Raw genomic sequence first — 26552 nt, 5'->3', positions numbered from 1 at the left:
TCCACAGGAGCATGGGCGTCTGTGATAAAATTTCCCTTTGCAGAAAACGATTAGCGCACTGGCAAACGCATCTGCCGCGCCGTTGTGCCATACGCGCCCAAGCATGGCGTACCCAACAGAAAATAGCCCTGCCATCGTTCGCATGGCCCAGGCATGAATAATCCGGCGCACCGGCGCCCACCTTAACCAGTCGAATCCGTATGTCCATATTAAATATCCTGCGTTACCCCGATCCTCGCCTGCACACGATCGCCAAGCCTGTCACCGAATTTGACGCGCGCCTGCAAACCCTGATCGACGACATGGCTGAAACCATGTACGACGCCCCGGGCGTCGGCCTGGCCGCGTCGCAAGTGGACGCGCATATCCAGATGATGGTGATCGACATCACCGAAGAAAAAAACCAGCTACAAGTGTTCATCAACCCGGAAATCACCTGGGCCAGCGAGGAAAAGCAGGTCTACGACGAAGGCTGTTTGTCCGTGCCTGGCGTCTACGACGGCGTCGAGCGTCCTGCCCGCATCAAGGTGCGCGCCCTGGACCGCCACGGCAAGCAGTTCGAACTGGAAGCCGATGGCTTGCTGGCCGTCTGCATCCAGCATGAGATGGATCATTTGCTGGGCAAGGTATTCGTCGAATACCTGTCGCCGCTCAAGCGCAACCGCATCAAGACCAAGATGATCAAGGAAATCCGTGGTCTCGAACGCGAAGCGAGCCTGCGCGCACAGAACCGCCGTTTCTAAGCCGCTTTTGCAGTACTGCTGATAGACTGACCGTAACACCCTGCCAGCCTGGCGCCTTCGGCGCGGGCCTGCGCACCTCACGTCAAGGAACCATATGAAAGTGATCTTCGCAGGCACGCCTGAATTTGCCGCCACGGCCCTGAAAGACTTGCACGAAGCGGGATTCGAGATTCCGCTGGTGCTGACCCAGCCCGACCGCCCTGCCGGACGCGGCATGCAATTGCACGCCTCGGCCGTCAAGCAATATGCACTGCAGCACGGCATCGAGGTGCTGCAGCCCTTGTCGCTGCGCATGGACAGCAAGGACCCGCAGCGCGCCGCCGAGGCAAAAGCAGCGCACGAGCGCCTGCTGGCCACCGACTACGATGTGATGGTGGTGGCGGCCTACGGCTTGATCTTGCCGCGCAGCACCCTCGACATCAAACCCTGCATCAATATCCACGGTTCCCTGCTACCGCGCTGGCGCGGCGCCGCGCCCATCCACCGCGCCATCGAAGCCGGCGACGATGAAACGGGCGTGACCATCATGCAGATGGAAGAAGGCCTCGATACGGGCCCCATGCTGGCCATCGAGCGCACGCCCATCGAGGCGGGCGATTCCACCGCCAGCCTGCACGACAAGCTGGCCACCCTGGGCGGCAAGATGATCGTCGAGACCCTGCGCAAGATGCAGCAGCAAGCGCTGGAAGCCGTGCCCCAGCCTGAAGCGGGCGTCACCTATGCGGCAAAAATCGCCAAGGAAGAAGCGGCGCTCGATTTCAGCCTGCCGGCGCTGGAACTGGGCCTGAAAATCCGCGCCTTCAATCCGTTTCCCGGCGCCTGCGGCCAGGTCGATGGCACCACCATCAAGATCTGGGCCGCCGACGTGCTCGAGGCGGACAGCAAGGAAGCGCCGGGCCAGGTGCTGGCGGCCGACGCCCAGCACGGCATCGTCGTGGCCTGCGGCAATGGCTCGCTGCGCCTGACGGAACTGCAAAAACCGGGCGGCAAGCGCCTGCCTGCGGCCGAATTCATCAAGGGCTTCCCCCTCGAAGGCAAGCGCTGCGCCTGACTTCACCGGATTGCACCGCGCCATCATCCCGATGGCCATAAAAAAAGGCTTGCCGCGGCAAGCCTTTTTTGCATCCGCCCCGCTAGCTTAGCGGCGCTGCACCTTCATCAGGCGTGCGCCCACGGACGACGACAGGCTGACCTCGAAACGGCCGCCGGCCGGCAAGGTGCTCACGTCGACATTGGCTTTGCCACCCGTCAAGTCACTGCCGACCACCGTCTTGCGGCCATCGGCAGCCACGTGCATGACGGCGGCATACGGTTCCGCCTCGGCATTCCAGACCAGCACCAGTTGGCCGCCGCTTTGCGTCGCATCAAACGTGGCATCGTTGGCGGCGGCCTTGCTGCGGCGCGCCGGGCGTTCCAGCTTGGCTAAAGCCTTGCCATTTGCCAACACTTGCACATCGCTGATTTCGCCCGGATTGGCGAAGCTGACGCGGAAGTGGCTCATGGCGTTGCCGCCATGGTCGGCCACGGAGACGCCATCGAAGGGCAAGTCGATAGTCTGTCCGGACGCCGTCAACACGCGCAAGGTATAAGCATGGCCGCTGCCACTGGCAGCGGTGCCGATGCGCGCCGACGAGGCAACAGCCGGGCGCAGGGCCACGCCGCCAGGCGTGATGCGGCCGGAAATGGTCAGGTAGCCGTTCTCAGCCACGGCCATGCTGGCGGCCAGCACATTGCTGCCCGTAATCTGCGTGCTGCGTTTTTCCAGGAATTGCTGCACCCGCGCATAGCTGTAGTCGGAGAACCAGGCGCCGCTGCAATAGCTCATCACGTCCTTCATCGGCGTATTGCCATAGACTGCCTTGCTCAGCTGGCCGATGCTGCCTGCATAGTTGCTGTTGTACAGCGGTTGCGGGCCCAGATTGCCATTCGCATATGGGTAGTCGACAGCAGCGCCAGCCGGACCGCCGCAGGGAACGTGCTGCAGCGAGTGATTGTGGCCCAGCTCATGCACGAGCGTAGTGAGCCACAGAGGCCATTGATTGGAGAATGGGTCGACCGCCGCGATGCTATTGGACTGGGCATCGAGGCCGATGGCCGACGTGAAGTCGTTGCCGCTGCTGCGCTGGTTGATGTAGGCCAGGCCGGCGGCGTTGGTGACAGACATCTTCGGCACGAAACCGTAATAATAGGCGCCGCTGTCTTCCAGCGCGCGCCGGTTTTCCAGCTTGCCCAGGGCATCGCTCCACCAGCTGTCGGCCGTGCTGCTGCCCGGCATGCTCAGTGCGGCGCGCGTCGTGATGCTGATATTTTCCGTCGCATACGGATACACGCGCAGCAGCGCGGCGCGGATCACCTCGGCATCAGGCAGTTGCGCCACGCCATCATCGGTGCTCAAGGGCACGAGCACCAGACGGATCTTGGCCAGGCTGGCCACCACGGGCGCCGCTTCCTGGCTCACTTGCACGCCGTCATTGCCGACGGCCGTCACGCGCACGCGCACGCCGGGCAAGATCCAGCCTGCAGGCAGGACGGCACTGAAATTGCCGTTGAAACTGTCATCGTTCTTCGTCGTCGGCAAGAGCGCCGGCCCCGTCATCGCGATGCTGCCCAGGTTGCTGCCATTGGCGGCGGTCGCATTCAAGGTGACCGCCGGGCTGGACTGGCCCGCCTGCCCGGCCAGCACGGACACGCGCACGGCGGCCGGCTTGCCGCGCGTCAAGCGCAAGGCCGTATTGCTGGCATTCAAATTCAGTACTTGTGCGAAATCAATGCTGCCCAGGGTAAAGGCCGACACCGTGCCCGCATTCACGGCGATGCGCGACGCGGCCGCCAGCATCACGTTGCCCGTTGCCGCGGCCGGCGCGGACAGCAGCAGCTGGCTGGCAGTGGCGCTGACGATGACGGCCGGCGTATTGCCCACCGATGCCGAAGTGACCTGGTCGAGATTGCTGCCCTGCACCGTCACGGACAAGCTTCCGTTGTTGACGGCCGAGGTGATCGACGTCACCGTCACGCTGGCCAGCACCGTGTACGTGTCGCCGCTGAGCACATCGTTGTAGGGACCGCGCACCGTCAGCGCGCCTGTCGCCGCGCCCGCAGGCACCAGCACCGTCACGCTGCCGGCCGTCTGGCTTTGCGGCGTTGCCGCCGCGCCATTGCCAAACTGCACCGCCGTCACGGCGCCCATGCCGCCGCCCGTGATCGTCACGCTGGAACCGACGCCGCCCGTCGCCGGTGCGACGCTGCCCACGCTCAATGGCACGTACACATTGACGTTATAGCTGGTGGACGCCGTGCCGCTGGCGCTGACGAGGCTCAAGGCGCCCGATACGGGCACGCCCGGCATGGTCAGGGTGATGCTGGTGTCGCTGGCGGCGCTGGTGGCAACGGTCACGCCGCCCACCTGGAAAGCCGTCACGCGGCTCAGATTCGTGCCCGTAAGCACCAGGCTGCCACCGACGGCGACATTCGCCGCCGAAACGGCCGTCACGGCAGGCAGCAGCACGGGCGTACCCGACGTGGTCGCCACCACCGTGTCGCCGCCCCCACCGCCGCCACCGCCGCAGGCGGACAGGCCCAGCATGACAAACAATGCGACAAGCAGATGGTTTTTCATGGCTGGCAACCATGTTGATGCAGCGCGATGCCGGGGAGGACACGAGATAAATGTGACATATTGGTGACTTTTGGTGAGAATTTAATTTCGAAGAACCAATATTATGGTTTAGTTCGATTCCCAAAGACAACTATTAATGCTTTTGATTCAATTGGTTTTGATAATAATTAAAATATCTGCTTGGCAAACTTTACTCTGAGCATTATTCCCCTCACTCTGTATTGGCTAAAATCAAAATTACTTTCCTTTGCAGCTATTGCCATTCAACTCATTAAAAATATGCTGATGCGGCGCAAATAATGTGGAAATTTTTCCACAGCCTAGACGCCATATTGTTCTGCCAACTTTGCTGGAAGAATTAACTTTTTGAGTAAGATTTTCAGGAATGTAATTTTCAGAAGCAGGCGTGGCGGCAGGCGATGTGTTGCAAGAAGGCCTGCCGTGGGGCGAACGGCCGCTTTTGCTTAAAACCAAAGCAGCCTGATGCCGTATAATTTTAGACCCGGTGAAATCAGGCGATTGCCACCTTCTGCCTGCCCTACCCGGCCGGCAACTCTCCGTCAGCTGATCCTGCTGACCCGCATCCGCCTCGTAACGTCTTGTCGCCGCGCCGCCGCCCGTTTGCCTATTGAAAGCATGAAATGAACGATACCGTGATCCCCGCCATGTCCCCGACCGAAGCCACCTTGCGCGCCATTCTGGCGCAGCGGATCATGATTCTCGACGGCGCCATGGGCACGATCATCCAGCAATACAAGCTCGACGAAGAAGCGTACCGCGGCGGCCCCGCCGGCCGCTTCATCGATTTCGCCGCGCCGGCCGACAGTGGCGCGCGCGAACTGTTCGTCAAGGGCAATAATGAGTTGCTGACCCTGACCCAGCCGCACATCATCCAGGAAATCCACGAGCGCTACCTGGCGGCCGGCGCCGACCTGATCGAAACGAATACCTTCGGCGCCACGACGATCGCGCAAGACGATTACCACATGGCCCACCTGGCCTATGAAATGAACGTCCAGGCGGCCAAGCTGGCGCGCGCCGCCTGCGATAAATATTCCACCCCGGACAAGCCGCGCTTCGTCGCCGGCGCCCTCGGGCCCACGCCGAAGACGGCGTCGATCTCGCCCGACGTGAACGACCCGGCCGCGCGCAACGTCACCTTCGACCAGCTGGTGGCCGCCTACCTGCAGCAGACGCAGGGTCTGGTGGAAGGCGGCGCCGACGTATTACTGGTGGAAACCATCTTCGATACCTTGAACTGCAAGGCGGCCCTGTTCGCCATCGACCTGTTCTACGAGCAAAACCCGGATGTCGTGCGCCTGCCGCTGATGATTTCCGGCACTGTCACGGACGCGTCGGGACGCATCTTGTCGGGCCAGACCGTGCCCGCCTTCTGGAATTCCGTGCGCCACGCGAAACCGCTGACCATCGGCCTGAACTGCGCGCTGGGCGCTGCCCTGATGCGCCCGTACGCGGAAGAGTTGGCCAAGATCGCCGACACCTTCGTGTGCATCTACCCGAACGCGGGCTTGCCCAACCCCATGAGCGACACGGGTTTCGACGAGTTGCCAGCCGACACGTCCGCCCTGCTGCGCGAATTTGCCGACGCGGGCTTCCTGAACATGGCGGGCGGCTGCTGCGGCACCACGCCCGAGCACATCGCCGCCATTGGCGAGTTGCTGTCGAAAAACACCCCGCGCACCGTGCCGGCCCCATCGCACGACCTGCGCCTGGCGGGCCTGGAACCGTTCGTCGTCAATGACGAGTCACTGTTCGTCAACGTGGGCGAGCGCACCAACGTCACGGGCTCGAAGGCGTTCGCGCGCATGATTCTCAACGAGCAATATGACGAGGCGCTCTCCGTGGCCCGCCAGCAAGTGGAAAACGGCGCCCAAGTGATCGATATCAACATGGATGAAGCGATGCTCGATTCGCTGGCGGCCATGACGCGCTTCCTGAACCTGATCGCCTCGGAACCCGACATTTCGCGCGTGCCCATCATGGTCGACTCGTCGAAATGGTCGGTCATCGAAGCGGGTCTGAAATGCGTGCAGGGCAAGGCCATCGTCAACTCGATTTCCATGAAGGAAGGCGAAGAGGAATTCCTGCGCCAGGCAAAGCTGTGCCGCCGCTACGGCGCGGCCGTCATCGTCATGGCCTTCGATGAGAAGGGCCAGGCCGATACCTTCGAGCGCAAGATCGAAATTTGCGCGCGCGCATACCATTTATTGATCGATGCGCTGGACTTCCCGCCGGAAGACATCATTTTCGATCCGAACATCTTTGCCGTCGCCACCGGCATCGAAGAGCACAATAATTACGCCGTCGACTTCATCAACGCCACGCGCTGGATCAAGGAAAACTTGCCGTACGCGAAGATCTCGGGCGGCGTGTCGAACGTGTCCTTCAGTTTCCGCGGCAACGATCCAGCCCGCGAAGCCATCCATACCGTCTTCCTGTACCACGCCATCAAGGCCGGCATGACCATGGGCATCGTCAACGCCGGCATGGTGGGCGTGTACGACAACCTGGACCCGGAATTGCGCGAGCGCGTGGAAGATGTGGTGCTGAACCGCCGCGAAGACTCGACCGAGCGCATGATCGAATTTGCCGGCACCCTGAAGGCGGGCGGCAAGGCGGAGGCGCAAACCCTGGCCTGGCGCGAAGGCACGGTGCAGGAACGGCTGTCGCACGCGCTGGTGCACGGCATCACGCAATTCATCGTGGAAGACACGGAAGAAGCGCGCCAGGAGCTGCTGCACAATGGCGGACGCCCCATCCACGTGATCGAGGGCCCGCTGATGGCCGGCATGGACGTGGTCGGCGACCTGTTTGGCCAGGGCAAGATGTTCCTGCCGCAAGTGGTCAAATCGGCGCGCGTGATGAAACAGGCCGTGGCCCATCTGATTCCATTTATCGAGGAAGAAAAGCTGCTGGAAGAAAAGCGCACGGGCATCGTCGCCAAGCCGAAGGGCAAGATCATCATGGCGACCGTGAAAGGCGACGTGCATGACATCGGCAAGAACATCGTCACCGTCGTTCTGCAATGCAATAACTTCGAAGTGGTGAACATGGGCGTGATGGTGCCGTGCTCGGAAATCCTCGCCCGCGCCAAGGTGGAAAACGCCGACATCATCGGCCTGTCGGGCTTGATCACGCCATCGCTGGAAGAAATGGCCTATGTCGCCAAGGAAATGCAGCGCGACGAACACTTCCGCATGCTGAAGATTCCCCTCTTGATCGGCGGTGCCACCACCAGCCGCGCCCACACGGCCGTGAAAATCGCCCACAACTACGAAGGCCCCGTGATCTACGTGCCGGACGCCTCGCGTTCCGTGTCCGTGGCGCAATCCTTGCTGACGCCGGAACAGCGCGACAAGTACGTGGAAGACATCGAACTCGACTACGCGCGCATCCGCGAGCAGCACGCCAACAAAAAGGCGCTGCCGATTTTGCCGCTGGCGCAGGCGCGCGCCAACAAGATGCTCGTGCCGTTCGACGGCGCCTGCACGCCCGTGAAACCGAAGTTCATCGGCCGCCGCGTGTTTAAAAACGTCGACCTGGCCACCCTGGCCAACTACATCGACTGGGGCCCGTTCTTCCAGACCTGGGACCTGGCCGGCCCCTTCCCCGCCATCCTGACGGATGAAGTGGTGGGCGACGCGGCCACCAAGGTCTACGCGGAAGGCCAGGCCTTGCTGAAAAAACTCATCGACGGACGCTGGCTGACGGCCAACGGCGTCGTGTCCTTGCTGCCGGCAAACAGCGTCAATGACGACGATATCGAGGTGTACACCGACGATACGCGCAATAGCGTGGCGTTCACGTATTACGGCATGCGCCAGCAGGGCGTGAAACCCGTGGTCGACGGCGTGCAGCGCCCAAACCAGTGCCTGGCCGACTTCATCGCGCCGAAGGCATCGGGCGTGAAGGATTACATCGGCATGTTCGCCGTGACGTCCGGCCTCGGCATCGAGAAATACGAAAAACGCTTCGAGGATGCGCACGACGATTACTCGTCCATCATGCTCAAATCGCTGGCCGACCGCCTGGCCGAAGCGTTCGCCGAATACCTGCACGAGCGCGTGCGCAAGGATTTGTGGGGCTACGTACCGGACGAACACTTGAGCAACGACGACATGATCGCCGAAAAATATGTCGGCATCCGCCCCGCGCCAGGCTACCCGGCCTGCCCCGAACATACCGTCAAGAAAGAGATGTTCGAGGTCATGCAGGCCGAGGAAATCGGCATGCAGCTGACGGAATCGTATGCCATGTTCCCCGGCGCGGCCGTGTCCGGCTTCTATTTTGCCCACCCGGAGTCGAAATACTTCGTCGTCGGCAAGATCGGCATGGACCAGGTGGAAGACATGGCCAAGCGCCGTGGCGTCAGCATCGAGGACGTGGAACGCTGGCTGGCGCCGAACCTGTCGTAATGCCATAATATAAGCACAAGGCGCGCGGAACTTATCGCGCGCCGAAGCGCACTAACGCAGTATGCCGGCCGGCATGCTGCATGCCCGCTCCGGCCCGTTCCCAACCGGCAAGGAGGATATATGGCAACCAATTTCAAACTGAAACGCTGGCAGGATCAGGTGATCCTGTTGCTGGGCCTGTGGCTCGTCGTCTCGCCCTGGGCGTTTTCCTATCCCGAAGGCTCGCCGCAGATGATCAACGCCTTTGTCTCGGGCCTCGTGATCGCCATCCTGGCCGCCTTCGACCTGTACAAGACATATTTCTGGGCCGTCGTCGTCAACCTGCTGGTGGGCGTCTGGGTCGCCGCCTCGCCGTGGATACTGCGGCTGGCCGAACAGCGCGTCGTCCTGTGGAACGAGCTCATCGTCGGTATCGCCGTCGTCGTGCTGGCCCTGTGGGAACTGCGCACCGACCCCGAGCTGCACAAGCACTGGCCCGGCGCCGCGGCGTAGTGCAGCTACCGGCGTAAAAAAACCCCGCCGGGCACTGCCGGGCGGGGTTCTTGATATGGCTAGCTATGCCAATTACAGGGCGTATCTGACAACGTTATCGCTCCATTCGTAGGCGGCCATTTCCAGCTCCACCAGGTCGTCCGGCGACATGGCCAGGTCGCGCAAGGTTGGCACGATCTCGCCTTCCATGTCTTCGATGCGCTCGATGCACTCGGCCAGGCGCAGCAGGTCGCCGTAGAAGCCTTCGCGCGACAGCAGCGCTTCGGCCACTTCGTCGATCACTTCGATCTGGCCGAGGATTTCCGACATCGGCACGCCGAACAGGGTATCCATCAGCGACATGATGCCGACCGTAAAGGCGATATCGGCCGAATGGGCGTGGTTCGGGCGCAGTTTGTGCGCGAGCAATTCCAGCAGGCGGCCGCGCGTGGTGGCCAGCATCAGCAGCGGCGTCATGCTATGGCCGCGCTTGCTTGGTTCCGCGTACAGCATGATTTGCAGCCAGCGCTGCAATTGGCGGCGGCCCAGCACGGTCACGGCCTGGCTCAGCGAATCGATGCGCTGGCGCGCGCCCACGGCCGGCGTATTGACCAGGCGCAGCAAGTTCAGGGCCAGCGACACGTCGCGCTTGATGGCGCGCTCGATGTCCATATTGTCGGCATCCGACGTCACCAGTGTCATCAGTTCCATGACGGCCAGTTGCGACGGCGACAGTTTCTTGCCCGTCATGATGGCGGGCTTGGCAAAGTAATAACCTTGGAAGTAATCGAAACCCAGGTCCAGGCCCGACTTGAATTCTTCGCGCGTCTCGACCTTTTCCGCCACCAGTTTCTTGTTTTCCTGCTTGAAACGGGGCGCCAGGGCTGCCAGCACTTTCGGGTCGACCGTGCTCATGTCCATCTTGACGTACTGCACCAGCGGCAGCAGTTCCTGCACTTGCGCCGTGTCGGACACGACGTTTTCCAGCGCGAAAGTGAAGCCATGACCCACCAGCTCGCTGATACGCGCGCGCACTTCCGGCGTGACGGGCATCGATTCGACGATTTCCAGCACCACTTTTTCACGCGGCAGGAACACGAAGATGTCGCTCATGATCACGTCGGCATCGACGTTGACGAAACCGAGCGCGTCGCCGATGACCTTTTCCATGCCCAGCTGGGAAGCGTGGGCGATGACGGAGGCCGTGGCGGACAGATCGCTGGTAATGTTGGCGGGACCGACCGGAGCGTTGCGGAATAGCAACTCATAGCCAAACAGGGCTTGATTACGGTCAAGGATAGGTTGTCGCCCCAGATAGAACTCGCGCACGCGCAAGGGTTTCGGGGTGATGTCGTTGCTGGAAATATCGATCATTAACTCTTCATCAATCACGTCGAGTGACACCGGCCGCGCCGCGCCCGCATCAAGGTTCACTATTGACAATACTTTAGCTGAATTCCGCCCGCGCTGTGGGTATTTTGGCAGCAATCCAGTTTATTGTCGTCAACAAATTAGGCGACTGGCGTGTCTTGCACCATCCCGTCGACAAATAATTTCAATTCACCCGGCGCAAACGCCGTCCATTGCTCATTCGTCGTCAGCGGCTGGGTAACAATCACGGCCACGCGGTCCTGGGGTGTCGTCACCTGGGAAAAGTCCACGCTCAGGTCTTCATCGGAGAGTTTAGCAGTTGGAAACGGATGTTGTCGCACCAGATAGTGCAAGCTGGTCGAGCAATGGGCAAACAGCGCCTCGCCGCTCGACAGCATCATGTTGAAAGTGCCGTGGGCGGCGATGCTGGGAAGCAACTCCGCCAGGGCCGCATGCAGTTGCGGCAACGCCGGCGGGGCATCGCCAAAGCGCGCGTGCAGTTCCTGCAGCAGATAGCAGAAAGCCCGTTCGCTGTCCGTGCAGCCGACGGGGCGGTAACTGCCCGTCAGCACGGGGTTGAAATCCTTCAAATCGCCATTGTGGGCAAAGACCCAGTAGCGGCCCCACAGTTCGCGCACGAACGGGTGGCAATTTTCCAGCGCCACCTGGCCTTGCGTCGCCTTGCGGATATGCGCGATGACATTGCGCGACTTGATGGGGTAGCGTTTGATCAGTTCGGCCACGGGCGAGGCGATGGCCGCCTGGTGGTCGACGAAATGGCGCACGCCGGCGCCTTCGAAAAAGGCGATGCCCCAGCCGTCATGGTGGGTATCGGTATGGCCGCCGCGCATGGCGAAGCCGGTAAAACTAAAGACAATGTCCGTGGGGACATTGCAATTCATTCCGAGAAGTTGGCACATGGTCTGTTTGCAGCTGAATAACACAACCACCATACCATACCTAGAACCCTAACATAACCTACTGCGCGGCGCGATTTGCAGCCTCCGATGCTCACTGTGCATTCGCACAGCTCCGCTTCTCGGCCGCAACTCACTGCCGCTCGCTACGGTTCTGTTAAGGCTCTTTCTAATTAGTGCAACAGGACGGGCTGGCTCATGAGGGAATCATAGCTGCCCAAAAATTCATCGATCTCTTCCATACTGGGTTCGCTGGCAATCAGCTCCGTGACGTCGCGGCGGAAGTGTTGCGCAAGGATGCCGGCGATAAACGTTTCCCGCTTGCCCCCCTTGTCGACGATTTCATAGCCGCCAAAGCGCAGGGCTTCGAGGTCGCCGTCGACGCCGAATTCCACGACGCTGTATTGTTCGCTGTTATAGATCAGGTTCATTTTGCATCCTTCGCTCAAGCAGGAGAAGCTCCTGCGGTGTCAGAACAGAGGTGGGGTTCACACGGCGCCATTTCAAGCGGCCATGCCACCCTGCGGGCTACAGAGTTGTAACGAGATGCAAACTACGACTGCGGTAAGGCGATCAAGAAATCGTCAGGAAACCACCATGTCTGCTTGCAGCGCCAGCAGGGCATCGTAGGGACTGGCGGTGAGCCAGGTGCGCAATTGTTCGATGTGCGTGGCGTCGGCCAGGCTGATGAACAAGTGTGCGGGTGGATGGCGCAGCAGACGATTCAATGTTACACGCAATACGAGATTGCCGCTGCAGCACAGGCAACCTGGCGCGATGCGCAACAGTTGCAATGGAAATGATGGAGGAGGAGAAACTTGCCCGGCCAGGTCGGCCAGGATGGCGTTGCCGTCAGCCAATCCTTCGAGGATCACGGCGGCCGGCTGGCCAGGCGGCAAGGCTTGCGCGATGGCCGCTTCACGCCCGGCGGCGCGTCCACCGCTGACCAGGGTCAGCGGCGTCGGACGCCGCACGGCTGCCGTCACAGGCTTTTCTTGGCCAGCTTGCCCGGTTCGACACCCAGCTGTTTCAGCTTGCGGTACAAATGGGTGCGCTCGAGGCCCGTTTTTTCCGCCACGCGGGTCATGCTGCCGCCTTCGCGTCCCAGGTGATGTTCGAAATACATGCGCTCGAACGCGTCGCGTGCCTCGCGCAGCGGCAAGTCGAACGACAGGTTGTAGCCATGGCCTTCGGCCACCGCCGGTACGGCGATGCCTGGGCGCACCATCAGCTGTTGCGGCGCGCTGCCGCCAAAGCTCGGCACGGGATGGCTGCTTTCCTCGGCCACCACGGGCGCCACAGGGCGCGGCGCCACGCTCGGCGCGCGCACGGTTTCCTGTGCCCGCGTCAAGCCTTGCTGGACTGCCTTCAGCAGTTTTTGCAGGGCAATCGGTTTTTCCAGGAAGTTCATGGCGCCGATGCGCGTCGCCTCGACCGCCGTATCGATGGTGGCGTGGCCCGACATCATGATCACCGGCATGGTCAGCAAGCCGTCGCGCTGCCATTCCTTGAGCAGGGTGACGCCATCGGTGTCGGGCATCCAGATATCCAGCAATACCAGATCCGGCGCACCGGCGGCACGCGCTTCGCGCGCCTGCTGCGCATTTTCGGCCAGCTGGATAGCATGTCCTTCGTCGCCCAAAATTTCCGAGAGCAACTCACGGATACCCATTTCATCATCCACTACGAGTATGTTTGCCATTCGTGTCTTGCCTTCCTCATTTCGCCGGCCGTCGCGCACAAGATGCACACGGCGGACAACTATGATTTTATTAGTGTTTTAAATACTAAACCAGACCCTCACGCCAGGAATTCCTGGGCAGGAGTGTCGGGAGCTAACTTTAACAGCAAAATGACCACCGAAGCGCCATTGCCGTCGACCCGGTTCTCGATATCGATGCGTCCGCCGTGTTCATCGATAATTTTCTTGACCATCGCCAGGCCCAATCCCGTGCCGCGCGCCTTCGAGGTCACATACGGCTCGAAGGCCCGCGCCAGGATTTTTGGCGCGAAACCAGGGCCATTGTCGCTGATGGCCAGCCGCACGGCGATATTCACGCCGCCGTCCGCACTGCGATAATGAATTGCTTCCGTCCTTACGTCAATCCGCGGATGCGGCGAGTCCGGCGGCAGGTCGGCCATGGCGTCCTGCGCGTTCTGCAGCAAGTTGTGTATCACCTGGCGCAACTGGGTCGGATCGCCCATCACCATCGGCAAATTCGGCGCCAGCAGCGGGTGGATGATGTCGCCATCGTCGCCGCGCAGGTACAGGTTCAGTATCTCTTCGATCAGCTCGTTCAGGCGCAGCGGCGTGAGCACGGCCGGCGGCGTGCGCGCATAGTCGCGGAAGTCGTCGACCATGCGCTTCATCGCATCGACCTGCTTGACGATGGTGGTGGTGGCGCGGCTGAGCAGGTCGGCATCGGGCTGCTCCAGCTTGCCTTCGAGCTTCATCTGCAGGCGCTCGGCCGACAGTTGGATGGGCGTGAGCGGATTCTTGATTTCATGCGCCAGGCGGCGCGCCACCTCGCCCCAGGCGATCGAGCGCTGCGCGGAAATCACGTCGGAAATATCGTCGAAGACGACGATGTAGCCGCTGCCGGACTCCAGCGGCAGGCGCGAACCGCGCGCCAGCAAGGTGATGTCATGCTCGTCGGCACTGCTGCCCAGCCGGCGCGGAATCTCGATCTGGCGCTGCCAGTGCAGGCGCTGCTGGTTGCGGCCCGACGCCGATTGCGCGCTTTGCGCCGTGAAGGCGCTGATGATGGCGCCGCCGAACTCTTCCATTCCAGCAATATTCGCCAGCGGCTGGCCCACCATGCTCATGCCCGAATGCTGCAGGATGCGCTCGACCGACTCATTGCAGGTTACCAGTTTAAAGTCGCCGTCGAGCACCATCACGCCGGCCGACATGTTCGCCAGCACAGATTCCAGGTGGGCCTTGGCGTTTTGCAAGGCGGCGCGGTTGCTTTCCACGGCCGTGCGCGCATCGAGCAACTGGCGCGTCATGATGTTGAACGACTGCGTCAGGGTACCCAGTTCATCCTTGGTGGCGACGATGGGGCGCGGCGACAGGTCGCCCTCGGCCACGGCGCGCGTGCCTTCGGCCAGCAGCAGCAGGGGCTGGGCCAAATTGCCGGCGATCAGGAAAGCGCTGCCGATGGCGCCGAAAATAGCCAGCAGCAAGGTCAGGGTGAGGATTTCCATGTACATCTTGCGCAGTCCCACGCGCGCGACGAAACGTTCCTTGTATTCGCTGTAGGCGGCGCGCAGCACTTCGCCATTCGTCGCCAGCTTGGGCGGCACCGATTGCAACAGTTGCAAATAGCGGGGCGAGACGGAAGGCCCCGGCACGGCCACCAGCACGCGCAGGCGCAGGCTGGCCGCCGTTTCCAGCGACGCCGGCAGGCCCGAGCGGAAACCGCCGCCGCCCGATTCCGTGCCATCGTCGTGCAGCTCCAGTCCGCCCTCGGCGGAGGCATAGCCGGCCGGCAAGGCTGCCTGCACCAGCATGGGCGGCGTCGGCAAGTCGGCCGCGCTGTGCGGCCCGGCGCTGGCCAGCAGCACGCCGTCGCCGCTGACGAGCATGACGTTTTGCATGCCCTCTTCGCGCAGCAGGCTCGTCAGCACGGCCGGACCGGCCACCGGGTCGGCGCCCAGTTCTTCGACGGCCTTGTGGCCCCGGTGGTCGAGCTCGACCAGGGCCGCATCGAGGCCGGCACGGCCCAGCTCAATCCCCGATTCCAGCGCCGCTTCGATCTTGACGTTGAACCAGGATTCGATGGAGTGGGAGACGAATTGCACAGAGACAAGGAAAATCACCAGGCCCGGCAGGATGCCGACGGCGGCGAACAGCATCACCAGGCGCGTCATCAGCTTGGAGCCGAACTTGCCGCTCTTGTAGCGCGCGTACAGGCGCGCCAGGGAAATGCCCACCAGCGCCAGCAGGGACACGGCCACGGCCGCGTTCAGGCCCAGCAGCCAGGTGTAATAGCGGTCGAAAAAGCCGGAATTGTCGGAAGCCGACGCCAGCAGGAACAGCAGGATACTGACAATGCCGCCGCCCACCACCAGCAAATAGCGCAATGCTTGACTCACTACTCCGCCGTATACAAGAAGGTTTTTTTATTCGAAGCCAGGCGCCAGTCGCTGTTATTGAAGGCATTGACCTGTATCGGCTTGGGCAGGTAGTCGCGGTCCATGCCCATGCGCAAGGTGACGTTGTACGTCTGCCCCACTTTCAGCTCGCCGCGCCGCGCCACCAGCCAGCGGCTGGGACGGCGGATCAGGAACAGCGCATCGTCGAGGGTGGGAAAGCTTTGCTGCAAGCCGCCGCCCGACACATGATACTGGCGCGTCAGCACGTTATAGGACAGCTTGCTGGTCTGGCGCGCCACGATGGCTTTTTCATCGAACCAGTACCAGCGGGGCCGGGTCAGTTCGATTTCTGTCGTGAAATACAGCGGCACGCCATGCTGTACTGCATCATCGAGGTCATGATTGAGCTCGAAGGAATACGTGGCGGCCAGCTTGTAGCCCTCTTCGCCCGACTCGATATAGGCACGGGTGATCTCGACCATGTCGGCGGCATGCGCGCGTGGCATGGTACATGTCAGCATCAGCAGCAGGGCCAGGAGTCGGAAGAGTCGTGTTGTCACAAGTGTGCCGGTAGTGTCCGTAAGATAAGGTTCGACGAATCGCTCAAGCCGCATTTTTTTGGAATAGCGCATAGAACAAACCGTCGTGGTCCTGCTCCGCGCTGCCAGTCGGCAACAGCTGGCCAGGCGCTGTCAATCGGGTCGCATTATTGCGTACCGCAAATGCCGCCGCCTGTGCCTCGGACTCCTGCGGCCACAATGAACATGTCACGAACAGCAATTTACCATCGGGGCGCAGCATCTGCCACAGGTTGTCCAGAATTTTGGAGGAAAGTGTTGCAAGTTGGAACGCATCCCCCTTGCGGCGCAACCAGCGAATATCGGGATGGCGGCGCACGATGCCCGAGGCCGTGCACGGCACGTCGGCCAGGATGCGGTCGTACTGCTGGCCGTCCCACCACGCGCTCGATTGCGCATCCTGCGCCTTCAGGGTGGCGTCCAGGCCCAGGCGCTCGAGGTTTTCCGCGATGCGCGGCAGGCGCTTGGCGTCCGCATCGATGGCCGTCACTTGCACGTCGGCCAGCTCCAGGATGTGGCACGTCTTGCCGCCGGGCGCAGCGCAGGCGTCCAGCACGCGCATGCCATCTTGCAAGTCCAGCAGCGGCGCGGCCAATTGCGCACCAGCATCTTGCACGGAAACGACGCCCTGCTCGAAGCCGGGGATCAGCGCCACGCCGATCGGTTTGTCCAAGCGCACGGCGAACGGTCCCACCTGGCGCGCGGCGATGCCCGCCTCCGCCAGCACGGCCAGATACGCTTCGACCGTGCTCTTGCGGCGATTCACGCGCAGGGTCAAGGGCGGCACGGCATTGCCGGCCGTCAGAATGGCTTGCCAGTCGCGCGGATAAGCCAGGCGCAGCGAGTCGATCCACCACTGCGGATAATTCCATTGCGCCAAAGGTTGCTGCAGGGCCGCTTCCAGCAAGGATTTGCGCTCGCGCAAGAAACGGCGCAAGACGGCATTTACCATGCCCTTGGCATGCGCCAGGTCAGGATGCGAAGTGGCCACTGTGACAGCCTGGTCGACAACGGTAAACTCTTCGTACGGCTGCTCGCCCGGCTCGGCCGACATCAGCGACAGCGCGCAGCACAGCAGGGCGGCCAGCATCGGCGGCTCGGGCGCCTTCGACGTCATCAGGCCGACCAGGGTTTCGCTGCGGCCCAGCTGGCGCATGGTACGGTAGGAAATATCCTGGATGGCGCCGCGCGCCTGCGGGCTGGCGTTCGATTGCGTAAACACCTTGGCCAGCGCCTGCGGCAGGGCCGTGCCCGTGCGCACTTGCGCCACGGCATTGGCCGCACCGAGCAGGCAAAACGCCAGCGAGTCGGCGCGCAAATCGGGTTGGAAGCCTGGCTGCAAGACCGGTTTCAGGTCGGGATGGTAGCTGGGACGCAATTTCGGTGCGGCAGGAGCCTGGCCTGGCGCCGGCTTGGTTTTCAATTTCAGCGTGGGGCGCTTGTTCATAGTTATCCGGTGTGGCTGCGCGCGGCGGGCTGCATGGTGGCAAAGTCGCGGCCGCGCGTCATCAATAAAGGGTCGATTGTAGCGTTTGTGGCGCCCTCTGGCCCAAGCGATTGCAGCGATACATGTAAATTGCGGCAAAAAACTGCATATATACAAGCAGAATGCGCCATGCTGATGTTTTCATGCACCAACATAGGCATGCTGTCCTGATAATATCGTGAAAAGTGCCGGCACGGGCACACTGCCGGCTGGCGTATTGTTCCCGGCAGCAAACCAGTATAATTAACGCAGTCTGGGCGGCTTGGGTACTGGCCGTCCGTTTTGCTTTTTGATTCATTCTATTCATTCTTAACGCGGTTCCACCGCCATCCTGCTCATGCTCGCCCAACAGAAACAAGAAATCATCGCCCTGTTCCAGGCCGCCCTCGCTCCCGTCCTGGCCGGCACCTCGCTTGCGCCTAGCGTAGTGCTCGAGCGACCACGCGATGCATCGCATGGCGACGTCGCCTGCAATATCGCCATGCAACTGGCCAAGCAGCTGAAACAGAATCCCCGCGAACTGGCGCAAACCATCGTGACGGCCGTGCTGGCCAATCCGGCCGGCAAGGGCCTGGTCGAGGCAGTGGAAATCGCCGGTCCCGGCTTCATCAACGTGCGCGTGTCCGCCGCCGCCAAGCAAGCCGTGGTGAAAACCATCTTGAGCGAGGCCGACAGCTATGGCCGCAGCACGGCAGGCGCCGGCAAGCAAGTCATCCTGGAATTCGTCTCGGCCAACCCGACCGGTCCGCTGCACGTGGGCCACGGCCGCCAGGCAGCCCTGGGCGACGCCCTGTCCTCGCTGTTCGACGCGCAAGGCTACCAGGTCACGCGCGAGTTCTACTACAACGACGCGGGCGTGCAGATCCAGACCCTGGCCAATTCCGTGCAGGCGCGCGCGCGCGGCTTCAAGCCGGGCGACGCCGAATGGCCCGAGTCCGCCTACAACGGCGACTACATCGCCGATATCGCCAACGACTTCAAGGCCGGCAAGACGGTCTCGGCCAGCGACGGCCAGCCAGCGACGGCCAACGGCAACGTGGAAGACATCGATTCGATCCGCCCGTTCGCCGTCACCTACCTGCGCAACGAGCAAGACATCGACTTGCAGGCGTTTGGCGTGAAGTTCGACAATTACTACCTGGAATCGTCGCTGTATGCGGACGGCAAGGTCAACAGCGCGGTGGAAACCTTGATCAAGGCGGGCCACACGTATGAGCAGGATGGCGCGCTGTGGCTGCGCACCACCGACTTCGGCGACGACAAGGACCGCGTCATGCGCAAGACGGACGGCACCTACACGTATTTTGTGCCGGACGTCGCGTATCACCTGGTGAAATGGCAGCGCGGCTTCGTGCAAGCCATCAATATCCAGGGCAGCGACCACCACGGCACCATCGCGCGCGTGCGCGCCGGCCTGCAGGCGGTCGACATGGGCATCCCGCAAGGCTACCCCGACTACGTGCTGCACAAGATGGTCACCGTCATGAAGGATGGCGAAGAAGTCAAGATTTCGAAGCGCGCCGGCTCCTACGTGACCGTGCGCGACCTGATCGAATGGTCGGGCGGCGGCGACATCGCCAAGGGCCGCGACGCCGTGCGCTTCTTCCTGATCTCGCGCAAGGCGGACACGGAATTCGTCTTCGACGTCGACGTGGCGCTGAAAACCACCGATGAAAACCCGGTCTATTACGTGCAATACGCGCATGCGCGCATCTGCCGCATCCTGGAAAACTGGGGCGGCGATGCCAGCACGGTCGCCAGCGTCGACCTTTCCCCGCTGACGGCGCCGACCGAAGCGACCCTGCTGGCGACCCTGGCCGCCTACCCTGAAATGCTGGCACGCGCGCAAGCCGAACTGGGACCGCACCAAGTCGCCTTCTACCTGCGCGACCTGGCCGCCAACCTGCACAGCTTCTACTTCGCCGAAAAAGTGCTGGTCGAGGACGAAGCCGTCAAGATGGCCCGCCTGGCCCTCGTCATCGCCGCGCGCCAGGTACTGCGCAACGGCCTGGCACTGATCGGCGTGTCCGCGCCAAACAAAATGTAATCGCGAAGGTCAAACCGTCAATGAATCACGCTTCCCGCTACTCTTCGTCCCGGCGCCAGCAGGGCAATACCCTGGTCGGCATCATCATCGGCCTGGTCATCGGCCTGGGCATCGCCGTGGTGGTCGCCCTGGTGATCACCAAGGGCGCCTCGCCCTTCACCGACAAGTCGGGCAAGGCCGGCAAATCGGCCGAGCCGACGGCCGGTCAGATCGCCGACCCGAACAAGCCGATGTACGGCAACAAGGAAGCGGCCAAGGAAGCGGCGCGCGACTTCTCCAAGGAGCCACGCGAGATCACCACGCCGACGCAGCCTGCCGCACCGGCGCCCGCGCCCGCCACCGCGCAGCAGCCGAAGGCGCCGCCGCCGGACGCGCTGCAGGAATTGATCGGTACATTGAAGGACAAGCCGGCGCCGAAAACGCCAACGGCGGCACCAGCAGCGCCCGCGCCGCAAGCCAAGGCCGACGCGAAAGAGGCCAAGGCCGATGCAGCCAGCGACAAATGGATTTATTATCTGCAGGCTGGCGCCTTCCATGACATGTCGGACGCCGAAAGCACGCGCGGAAAACTGGCGCTGCTCGGCTTCGAAGCGGCCATCAGCGACCGCAGCACCGACGCCGGCGTGCTGCACCGCGTACGGGTCGGGCCGTTCAACCAGCTCGAGGCGATGAACCGCGCACGCACCAAACTGTCTGAAAACGGCATCGATGTCGCCGTCGTCCGCAACCAAAAATAAGGAACCAGCATGCGTTTTCTGAAGAAAATCCTGATCGCCGCCGCCCTGTTCACCGCCGCCATGGGGGCGTCGGCCTCGCCGGCCGAGCCGAAGAACGGCGTCGAGTACGAAACCCTGCCCACGCCGCAGGCGACGGAATCGGGCAAGAAAATCGAAGTGACGGAATTCTTCGCCTATTACTGCCCCCATTGCAACGTGCTCGAACCGCAGCTGGCAGCCTGGGTCAAGAAACAGGGCGACAACATCGTCTTCAAGCGCGTGCACGTGTCGCGCGATGACAGCGTGGCGCCGCAGCAGCGCTTGTTCTTCACCCTGCAAGCCATGGGTCTGGTCGACAAGCTGCACACCGGCGTCTTCCACGCCATGCACGTGGAACGCAACCGCCTGAACACCGACGATGCCGTCTTCGACTTCGTCGCCAAGCAGGGCGTGGACCGCCAGAAGTTCATCGACACCTACCGTTCGATGGGTGTCTCGGCCCGCGTGCGCCGCGCGGACGCCATGATGCAGGGTTATAACGTGACGTTCTGGCCCATGATCGCCATCGATGGCCGCTACATCACCTCCCCTTCGCAGGCCGACCAGGGCAGCAAGTCGGCCAAGAACGAAGAGCAGCTGAACGCCCAGGCGCTCAGCGTGATGGACGTGCTGGTCGCGAAAGCCAAAGCGGAAAAGAAATAAACATGGCCACTTCCCTGGCGCGCCCGGGCATCGCCTGATGCATCGCGTTTTCATCACGGGCGCGTCGAGCGGACTGGGCGCCGCCCTGGCGCTGCAGTACGCGCGCCAGGGCGCCCATCTGGGCTTGCTGGCCCGCCGCGGCGACACCCTGCAGCAACTGATCGCCTCCCTGCCCCACCCTGAACGCCACCGCGCCTACGCCGTCGATGTGTGCGACCACGCCGCCCTGAAAAGCGCGGCCGGCGACTTCATCGCCCATGCCGGCGGCATCGACGTCGTCATCGCCAGCGCCGGCGTGTCGTACGGCACCTTGACCGAACATGCGGAAGACCTCGACGCCTTCGCCCGTTTGATGGCCATCAACGTCACGGCCACCGTCGCCACCTTCGCCCCCTTCATCGCCACCATGAAAAGCCAGGGTAGCGGACGCCTGGTGGGCATCGGCAGCGTGGCCGGCATCCGCGGCCTGCCCGGCGCGGAAGCCTACAGCGCTTCGAAGGCGGCCGTGATCAGCTACTGCGAATCGCTGCGCCTCGAACTCAAACCGGCAGGCATCAAGGTCGTCACCATCACGCCCGGCTACATCGACACGCCGATGACGCGCCATAACGCCTACCGCATGCCCTTCCTGATGCCGGCCGAAAAATTCGCCGTGCGCGCCGCGCGCGCCATCGCCGACGGCGACAGCTACCGCGTGATCCCGTGGCAGATGGGCGTCGTCGCCAAGCTGCTGCGCGCGCTGCCCAATGCCGTCTACGACCGGGCCTTCGCGAATGCGCCGCACAAGGCGCGCAACTGAACTGACCACCATGACGAAGCACTCAGACCTGAACAGCGCGGCCATCGCCGCCCATTGCGCCACAGGCGCCTCCCACGTGGCCATCGAAGTGGTCGACGAAACGGGATCGACCAACGCCGACCTGCTGGCGCGCTGCGCCACCCTGGCCGGCCCCACCCTGCGCATCGCCGGCCAGCAAACGGCCGGACGGGGACGCGCCGGGCGGCCCTGGGTGTCACAACCGGACGCCAGCCTGATGTTCTCGCTGGCCTGGCGCTTCAAGGGACCGCTGCACCGGCTGGTCGGCCTGCCGCTGGCCGTCGGCGTGGCGCTGGCCGAAACCATGACAGCGCTGGGCGTGCCGGTGCAGCTGAAGTGGCCAAACGACCTGCTCAAGGATGGACATAAACTGGCCGGCATCCTCGTCGAGACGCAGCAGACGCCAGACGGTGGCGTGTGGGCCGTCATCGGCTGCGGCATCAATCTGCTGATGCCAGACGCGCTGGAACGGCAGATCGGCCGCAGCGTCTCGGCCGTGCCCTGGCTGGCGCAAATGGAGCGCAATACCCTGGTGGCGGCGCTCCTGAGCCGCCTGGCCGGCGTGCTGGCCGAATTCGACGACACGGGCTTTGCACCCTTCACGGAACGCTGGAACGCACTGCATGCCTGGCAAGGCCAGCACGTGAAAATGCTCGACAATGGCCAACTGCTGCAGCAAGGCGTGGCGGCCGGCGTGGATGAACTGGGCCGGCTGCTGCTGCGCGGCGAGGACGGCTTGCAGCACATCATGTCCGGCGACGTGTCCCTGCGCCTGACGGGGGAGTAAGCGCATGCTGCTGCTGATCGACGCCGGCAATACGCGCATCAAATGGGCGCTCGTGGCCGCCGACAGCGCCGCCGGCGGCTGGCTGGCCAGCGGCGCCGTCACGCATGCGCAGATCGACACCCTGGCCGCGCAGTGGGCGTCACTCGCCATCGGCGAAGCACTGCTGTCGAACGTGGCAGGCGCCATCATCGGCACGCGCCTGCGCGCCATGTTGCCGGTCGTTACCCGCGACTTTGTCTCGCTGCCGCAGCTGGCGGGACTAAAAAACGGCTATCGCGCGCCGTCGCAACTGGGCTGCGACCGTTTTGCCGCCGCCATCGGCGCGCACGCGCTGGCGCCTGGCCAGGCCGTCATCGTCGCCAATTGCGGCACTGCCACCACCATCGACGCCATCACGGCCGATGGCGTTTTCCTCGGCGGGATGATCTTGCCGGGACTGGGACTGATGGCCAGCTCGCTGGCGCGCAACACGGCGCAGTTGCCGCAAATCGCCAGCGACGCCCTGCTGCCGGCCGGCTTTGCCGACAACACGAATGACGCCATCCTCTCCGGCTGCCTGGCGGCCCAGGCAGGCGCCATCGAACGGGCCGTGCGCATGCACGGCGCCAGCGCCTGCCTGCTGTCGGGCGGCGCCGCATCGCGCATCGCACCGGCCCTGGCGCTGGCGGTGCCGCTGCACCTGGTCGACAATGTCGTCATGCTCGGCCTGCAGGCGGCCGCACGCGCCGGGGCTGCAGGAACACAAGGAAATCACCCATGCTGAAATTCGTCTTCTGGCTGCTGGCCGGCGTCAACCTGCTGGTGCTGGCCATCGGCCAGGGCTATCTGGGCAGTTTTCGCACGGAGACACGCGAGCCGGCGCGCCTGAAAAACCAGCTGCAGGCGACCAAGCTCACCTTGCTGACGCAGGAGCAGGCCATGGCGCCCGCCGCGCCGCCTGCTGCCGAAGAGGCAGTGACGCCGGCGGCGGCCGCACCGGCGCCACCGACATCGTATGCCTGTACGGAAGTGGGCAATTTCGTGCTGGCTGACGGGCGCCGCTTCGAAGCGCAAGTGGCGTCGCTGGACTTGGGCGACCGCCAGTCGCGCCGCAACGTGGCCGGCCAGGAGATTTCCAGCTACATGGTGTACATCCCGCCGCAGGGCAGCAAGGAAGGCGCCGACCGCAAGGCGGGCGAATTGAAGCAGCTGGGCGTGACGAATTACTTCATCATGAATGAAAGCAGCCCGCTACGCTGGGGCATTTCACTGGGCGTGTTCAAGTCGGAAACCAGCGCGCAAAGCCAGCTGGCATCGCTCAACAAACAAGGCGTGCACAGCGCCCGCGTCGCACCGCGCTACAGCGCCAGCAAGCAGATGGCTTACCAGTTCCGCGACCTCGACGCCGTCACGCGCGCGCGTCTGGAAAAGATCAAAACGCAGTTCCCTGACCAGGAACTGCGCAACTGCAAATAAGCACCTGACTAAACCTACTGCGCGTCGCGCTTTGCAGCCTGCGATGCTCGCTGTGCTCCAGCACAGCTGCGCTTCTTAGCCAAAAATCGCTGCCGCTCGCTACGGTTTTATCAGGTGCTTTGCACCGTCAGGCGAGCCTATCGCTGGATGACGATAGGCTTGATGCCTGTCGATTCCGGCAAGTTCGCCGCCGCGCGGGCCGCTTCGGCGCGGCTGGAGAACGGTCCGCCGTACAGGCGGAACAGGTTACCGGCCTGCACCACGCCCAGGGTACCGAGGGCTGCCGCGTATGGCGCCAGGCGCGAACGTCCCGATTCCGCATTGTCGGCGCGCGAGTAGGCGCCCAGCTGCAAGTAGAACCCGCTGGCCAGCGCCGCCGGCGCCGGCATGGCCACCGTCGCATCGACGGGCAGCATCTGCGTCGACACTTCCGGCTGCACCACGGCGCCCGTTTCCACGGGCGTGTCGATGGAGATGGCCACCACGGACGGCACCGGCTTGGGCGCCGCACGGGCCGCAAGGATGGCGTCGATATCGGCTGGCAGCAGCCGTTCGACGACCACCTGGTGGCTGCCCTTGCCGAGGAAACCCAGCTTCAGCGCCGCCGTGTAGGACACGTCAATCACGCGCGTGGCGTGAAACGGTCCGCGGTCATTGATGCGCACGATCACCTGCTCGCCGCTGTCGATGCTCGTCACGCGCGCATACGATGGAATCGGCAAGGTCGGATGGGCCGCCGTCATCTTGTACATATCGTAGATTTCACCGGACGAGGTGCGCTGGCCATGGAATTTCTTGCCATACCAGGTACCCGTGCCCTTCTGCTTGAACGGTTCGTTATCGGTGATCGGCGTGTAGGTCTTGCCGAAGACGACATACGGGCGGTTCGAGCGCGTGGAATACGGCTCGTTACGCACTTCCGCATCGGGCACGTCGCGCAGGTTGGCCGGCGGATTGTCGCCCGGGCCATCGTCCTTGTAGTAGCCGCCACGCCCGGAGCCGGCCGCCGGCAGCGCAGGCAAGGTGGGATCCTGGCGCACAGGGGACTTGACCTTGCCGCCGGATGGCAGCGGCACGTTATTCGATGCGGGCTTTTGCGGCGTCGTGCCGCAGGCGGCCAGGGTCAGCAAGACCGCCAGCAGTGTGGCAACATTCGGCCCGCGCATGACAAAGGTATCGAAAGGCGCGCGCATCAGGTCTGCACCAGCTTGCGGTGGCGCTGAATGCTCATCAGGATACCGGTGGCCACGCCCAGGGTCAGCAGCGCGGTGCCGCCATAGCTGAGGAATGGCAAGGGGACGCCGACCACCGGCACGATGCCGCTGACCATGCCCATGTTGACGAAGGCGTAAGTAAAGAAAATCATAGTGATCGCTCCTGCCAGCAGGCGAGTGAAAAAACTGGGGGCGTTGGCGGCGATCATCAGCCCCCGTCCCACCAGCAGCAAATACATCAGCATCAGGATCAAGTTACCGACCAGGCCGAATTCCTCGGAATATACGGCAAAAATAAAATCGGTCGTGCGTTCCGGAACAAACTCCAGGTGGGCTTGCGTGCCGTGTGTCCAGCCCTTGCCCGTCATGCCGCCGGAACCGATGGCGATGATGGACTGGATGATATGGAAGCCCTTGCCCAGCGGGTCCTTGGTCGGGTCGATCAGCATCATCACGCGGTCGCGCTGGTAATCATGCAGGTGCGACCAGGCGATCGGCAGGCAGGAAACAAAAGTGATCAGCAAGCCGGCCAGCACCTTCCACGACAAACCTGCCAGGAAGATGACGGTAAAGCCGGCCGCCACCACCAGCAGCGCCGTGCCCAGGTCGGGCTGGCGCGCGATCAGATAGACGGGCGCCAGCAACAGCACGGCTGCCATCACGAACGATTTCCAGCGCAGGGCGCCCGCATTGTGCTGGAAGAACCAGGCCAGCATCAGCGGCGTGGCGATCTTCAGGAATTCGGACGGCTGGATGTCGATCACGCCGATATGCAGCCAGCGCCGCGCACCGAGCTTGATGGTGCCGAACAGCGCCACTGCCACCAGCAAGATCACCGACACCGTATAGGCGGGTACGGCGATGCGCATCATCATCTGCGGCGTGACGTTGGCCGCCACCCACATGACGAAAAAGCACAGCAGGATATTGCGCAAATGGTCTTCGATCTTGCCGGGGATGCCGATGCTGGCCGAATACAGGGTCAGCAGGCTGGTGCTGAGCAGCATCAGGATGATGATCATCAGCGGCGGATCGAACACCGCCAGATAGGGTTTGGCGCGCCGCCACAGCGAGCGCCTCTCGTTAATGGGCATGTGC

Annotated in this window: 22 protein-coding genes; 11 read left to right on the top strand and 11 right to left on the bottom strand. The window is 62.9% G+C overall.

Features of this window, described 5'->3' with window-relative positions; translation table 11 throughout:
• Positions 1-200: 200 nt before the first annotated feature.
• Together def and fmt are read left to right on the top strand one after the other, a co-directional pair.
• The gene (gene def, locus NCG91_RS20445) at positions 201-743 is read left to right on the top strand and encodes a peptide deformylase (RefSeq protein WP_099665527.1); all 543 of its coding nucleotides are present in this window, start codon (positions 201-203) and stop codon (positions 741-743) included.
• Between the two features lie 94 nt (positions 744-837).
• Entirely contained in the window at positions 838-1794 is a 957-nt protein-coding gene (gene fmt / locus NCG91_RS20440) for a methionyl-tRNA formyltransferase (protein WP_251350985.1), read from the top strand.
• 87 nt (positions 1795-1881) lie between these two features.
• On the opposite strand, the gene NCG91_RS20435 is transcribed toward fmt, so the two are convergent.
• Positions 1882-4359 carry an IPT/TIG domain-containing protein gene (locus NCG91_RS20435; RefSeq protein WP_251350984.1) on the bottom strand — a complete coding sequence of 826 codons (2478 nt, stop codon included), beginning with the start codon at positions 4357-4359 and terminating at the stop codon, positions 1882-1884.
• Positions 4360-5000: 641 nt separating this feature from the next.
• Between NCG91_RS20435 and metH the strand changes: the two genes are divergently transcribed.
• Positions 5001-8795, top strand: coding sequence for a methionine synthase (metH, locus tag NCG91_RS20430; protein ID WP_251350983.1), 3795 nt, complete (start codon positions 5001-5003; stop codon positions 8793-8795).
• 120 nt (positions 8796-8915) lie between these two features.
• Complete coding sequence (locus NCG91_RS20425) at positions 8916-9287, top strand: SPW repeat protein (RefSeq protein WP_077399477.1); 372 nt, start codon at positions 8916-8918, stop codon at positions 9285-9287.
• A 72-nt stretch (positions 9288-9359) separates the two neighbouring features.
• On the opposite strand, the gene NCG91_RS20420 is transcribed toward NCG91_RS20425, so the two are convergent.
• The 8 genes from NCG91_RS20420 to rsmB form a co-directional block, all read right to left on the bottom strand.
• Positions 9360-10640: an EAL and HDOD domain-containing protein gene (locus NCG91_RS20420; RefSeq protein ID WP_077399474.1), complete on the bottom strand. Its 1281-nt coding sequence runs from the start codon at positions 10638-10640 to the stop codon at positions 9360-9362.
• Positions 10641-10777: 137 nt separating this feature from the next.
• Positions 10778-11557 (bottom strand): class II glutamine amidotransferase, encoded by a 780-nt coding sequence (locus NCG91_RS20415; RefSeq protein ID WP_099668254.1) that lies wholly within the window; start codon positions 11555-11557, stop codon positions 10778-10780.
• A 170-nt stretch (positions 11558-11727) separates the two neighbouring features.
• Entirely contained in the window at positions 11728-11985 is a 258-nt protein-coding gene (locus tag NCG91_RS20410; RefSeq protein WP_077399469.1) for a BTH_I0359 family protein, read from the bottom strand.
• Between the two features lie 153 nt (positions 11986-12138).
• Entirely contained in the window at positions 12139-12540 is a 402-nt protein-coding gene (locus NCG91_RS20405; RefSeq protein ID WP_099665531.1) for a CobW family GTP-binding protein, read from the bottom strand.
• A complete protein-coding gene (locus NCG91_RS20400) occupies positions 12537-13256 on the bottom strand; it encodes a response regulator (RefSeq protein ID WP_034784724.1) in 720 nt (239 codons plus the stop codon). Before NCG91_RS20400 ends, NCG91_RS20405 begins: the two co-directional genes overlap by 4 nt.
• Positions 13257-13354: 98 nt before the next feature.
• Positions 13355-15652 carry a sensor histidine kinase gene (locus NCG91_RS20395; protein WP_099665532.1) on the bottom strand — a complete coding sequence of 766 codons (2298 nt, stop codon included), beginning with the start codon at positions 15650-15652 and terminating at the stop codon, positions 13355-13357.
• A complete protein-coding gene (locus NCG91_RS20390; protein ID WP_251350982.1) occupies positions 15652-16158 on the bottom strand; it encodes a DUF4390 domain-containing protein in 507 nt (168 codons plus the stop codon). Before NCG91_RS20390 ends, NCG91_RS20395 begins: the two co-directional genes overlap by 1 nt.
• A 97-nt stretch (positions 16159-16255) precedes the next feature.
• A complete protein-coding gene (gene rsmB / locus NCG91_RS20385; protein ID WP_099665534.1) occupies positions 16256-17677 on the bottom strand; it encodes a 16S rRNA (cytosine(967)-C(5))-methyltransferase RsmB in 1422 nt (473 codons plus the stop codon).
• A 376-nt stretch (positions 17678-18053) separates the two neighbouring features.
• Here rsmB and argS point away from each other — a divergent pair, with 376 nt between their 5' ends.
• The 7 genes from argS to NCG91_RS20350 are packed head-to-tail and all read left to right on the top strand — an operon-like array spanning position 18054 to position 24240.
• Positions 18054-19763 carry an arginine--tRNA ligase gene (argS, locus tag NCG91_RS20380; RefSeq protein ID WP_251350981.1) on the top strand — a complete coding sequence of 570 codons (1710 nt, stop codon included), beginning with the start codon at positions 18054-18056 and terminating at the stop codon, positions 19761-19763.
• 20 nt (positions 19764-19783) lie between these two features.
• Positions 19784-20500, top strand: coding sequence for an SPOR domain-containing protein (locus tag NCG91_RS20375; RefSeq protein WP_251350980.1), 717 nt, complete (start codon positions 19784-19786; stop codon positions 20498-20500).
• Positions 20501-20509: 9 nt separating this feature from the next.
• Positions 20510-21181 (top strand): thiol:disulfide interchange protein DsbA/DsbL, encoded by a 672-nt coding sequence (locus tag NCG91_RS20370; protein ID WP_099665537.1) that lies wholly within the window; start codon positions 20510-20512, stop codon positions 21179-21181.
• A gap of 37 nt (positions 21182-21218) precedes the next feature.
• Positions 21219-21980 carry an SDR family oxidoreductase gene (locus NCG91_RS20365; protein WP_099665538.1) on the top strand — a complete coding sequence of 254 codons (762 nt, stop codon included), beginning with the start codon at positions 21219-21221 and terminating at the stop codon, positions 21978-21980.
• A 10-nt stretch (positions 21981-21990) separates the two neighbouring features.
• On the top strand, positions 21991-22785 hold the full coding sequence (locus NCG91_RS20360; protein ID WP_251350979.1) for a biotin--[acetyl-CoA-carboxylase] ligase: 795 nt from the start codon (positions 21991-21993) through the stop codon (positions 22783-22785).
• Between the two features lie 4 nt (positions 22786-22789).
• Entirely contained in the window at positions 22790-23548 is a 759-nt protein-coding gene (locus tag NCG91_RS20355) for a type III pantothenate kinase (RefSeq protein WP_251350978.1), read from the top strand.
• Entirely contained in the window at positions 23542-24240 is a 699-nt protein-coding gene (locus tag NCG91_RS20350; RefSeq protein WP_099665541.1) for an SPOR domain-containing protein, read from the top strand. Before NCG91_RS20355 ends, NCG91_RS20350 begins: the two co-directional genes overlap by 7 nt.
• A 137-nt stretch (positions 24241-24377) precedes the next feature.
• Here the strand turns inward: NCG91_RS20350 and NCG91_RS20345 are convergent, their stop codons facing one another.
• On the bottom strand, positions 24378-25433 hold the full coding sequence (locus NCG91_RS20345; RefSeq protein ID WP_099665542.1) for a septal ring lytic transglycosylase RlpA family protein: 1056 nt from the start codon (positions 25431-25433) through the stop codon (positions 24378-24380).
• Positions 25433-26548, bottom strand: a complete 1116-nt coding sequence (gene rodA / locus NCG91_RS20340; RefSeq protein ID WP_077399426.1) for a rod shape-determining protein RodA — start codon at positions 26546-26548, stop codon at positions 25433-25435. Before rodA ends, NCG91_RS20345 begins: the two co-directional genes overlap by 1 nt.
• Positions 26549-26552: the final 4 nt, after the last annotated feature.

It is taken from the genome of Janthinobacterium kumbetense, from assembly GCF_023703445.1.
GTDB lineage: Bacteria > Pseudomonadota > Gammaproteobacteria > Burkholderiales > Burkholderiaceae_D > Janthinobacterium > Janthinobacterium kumbetense.
Note: the sequence above shows the minus strand (reverse complement) of the source record. Positions and strands in the feature narration are given on the sequence as shown.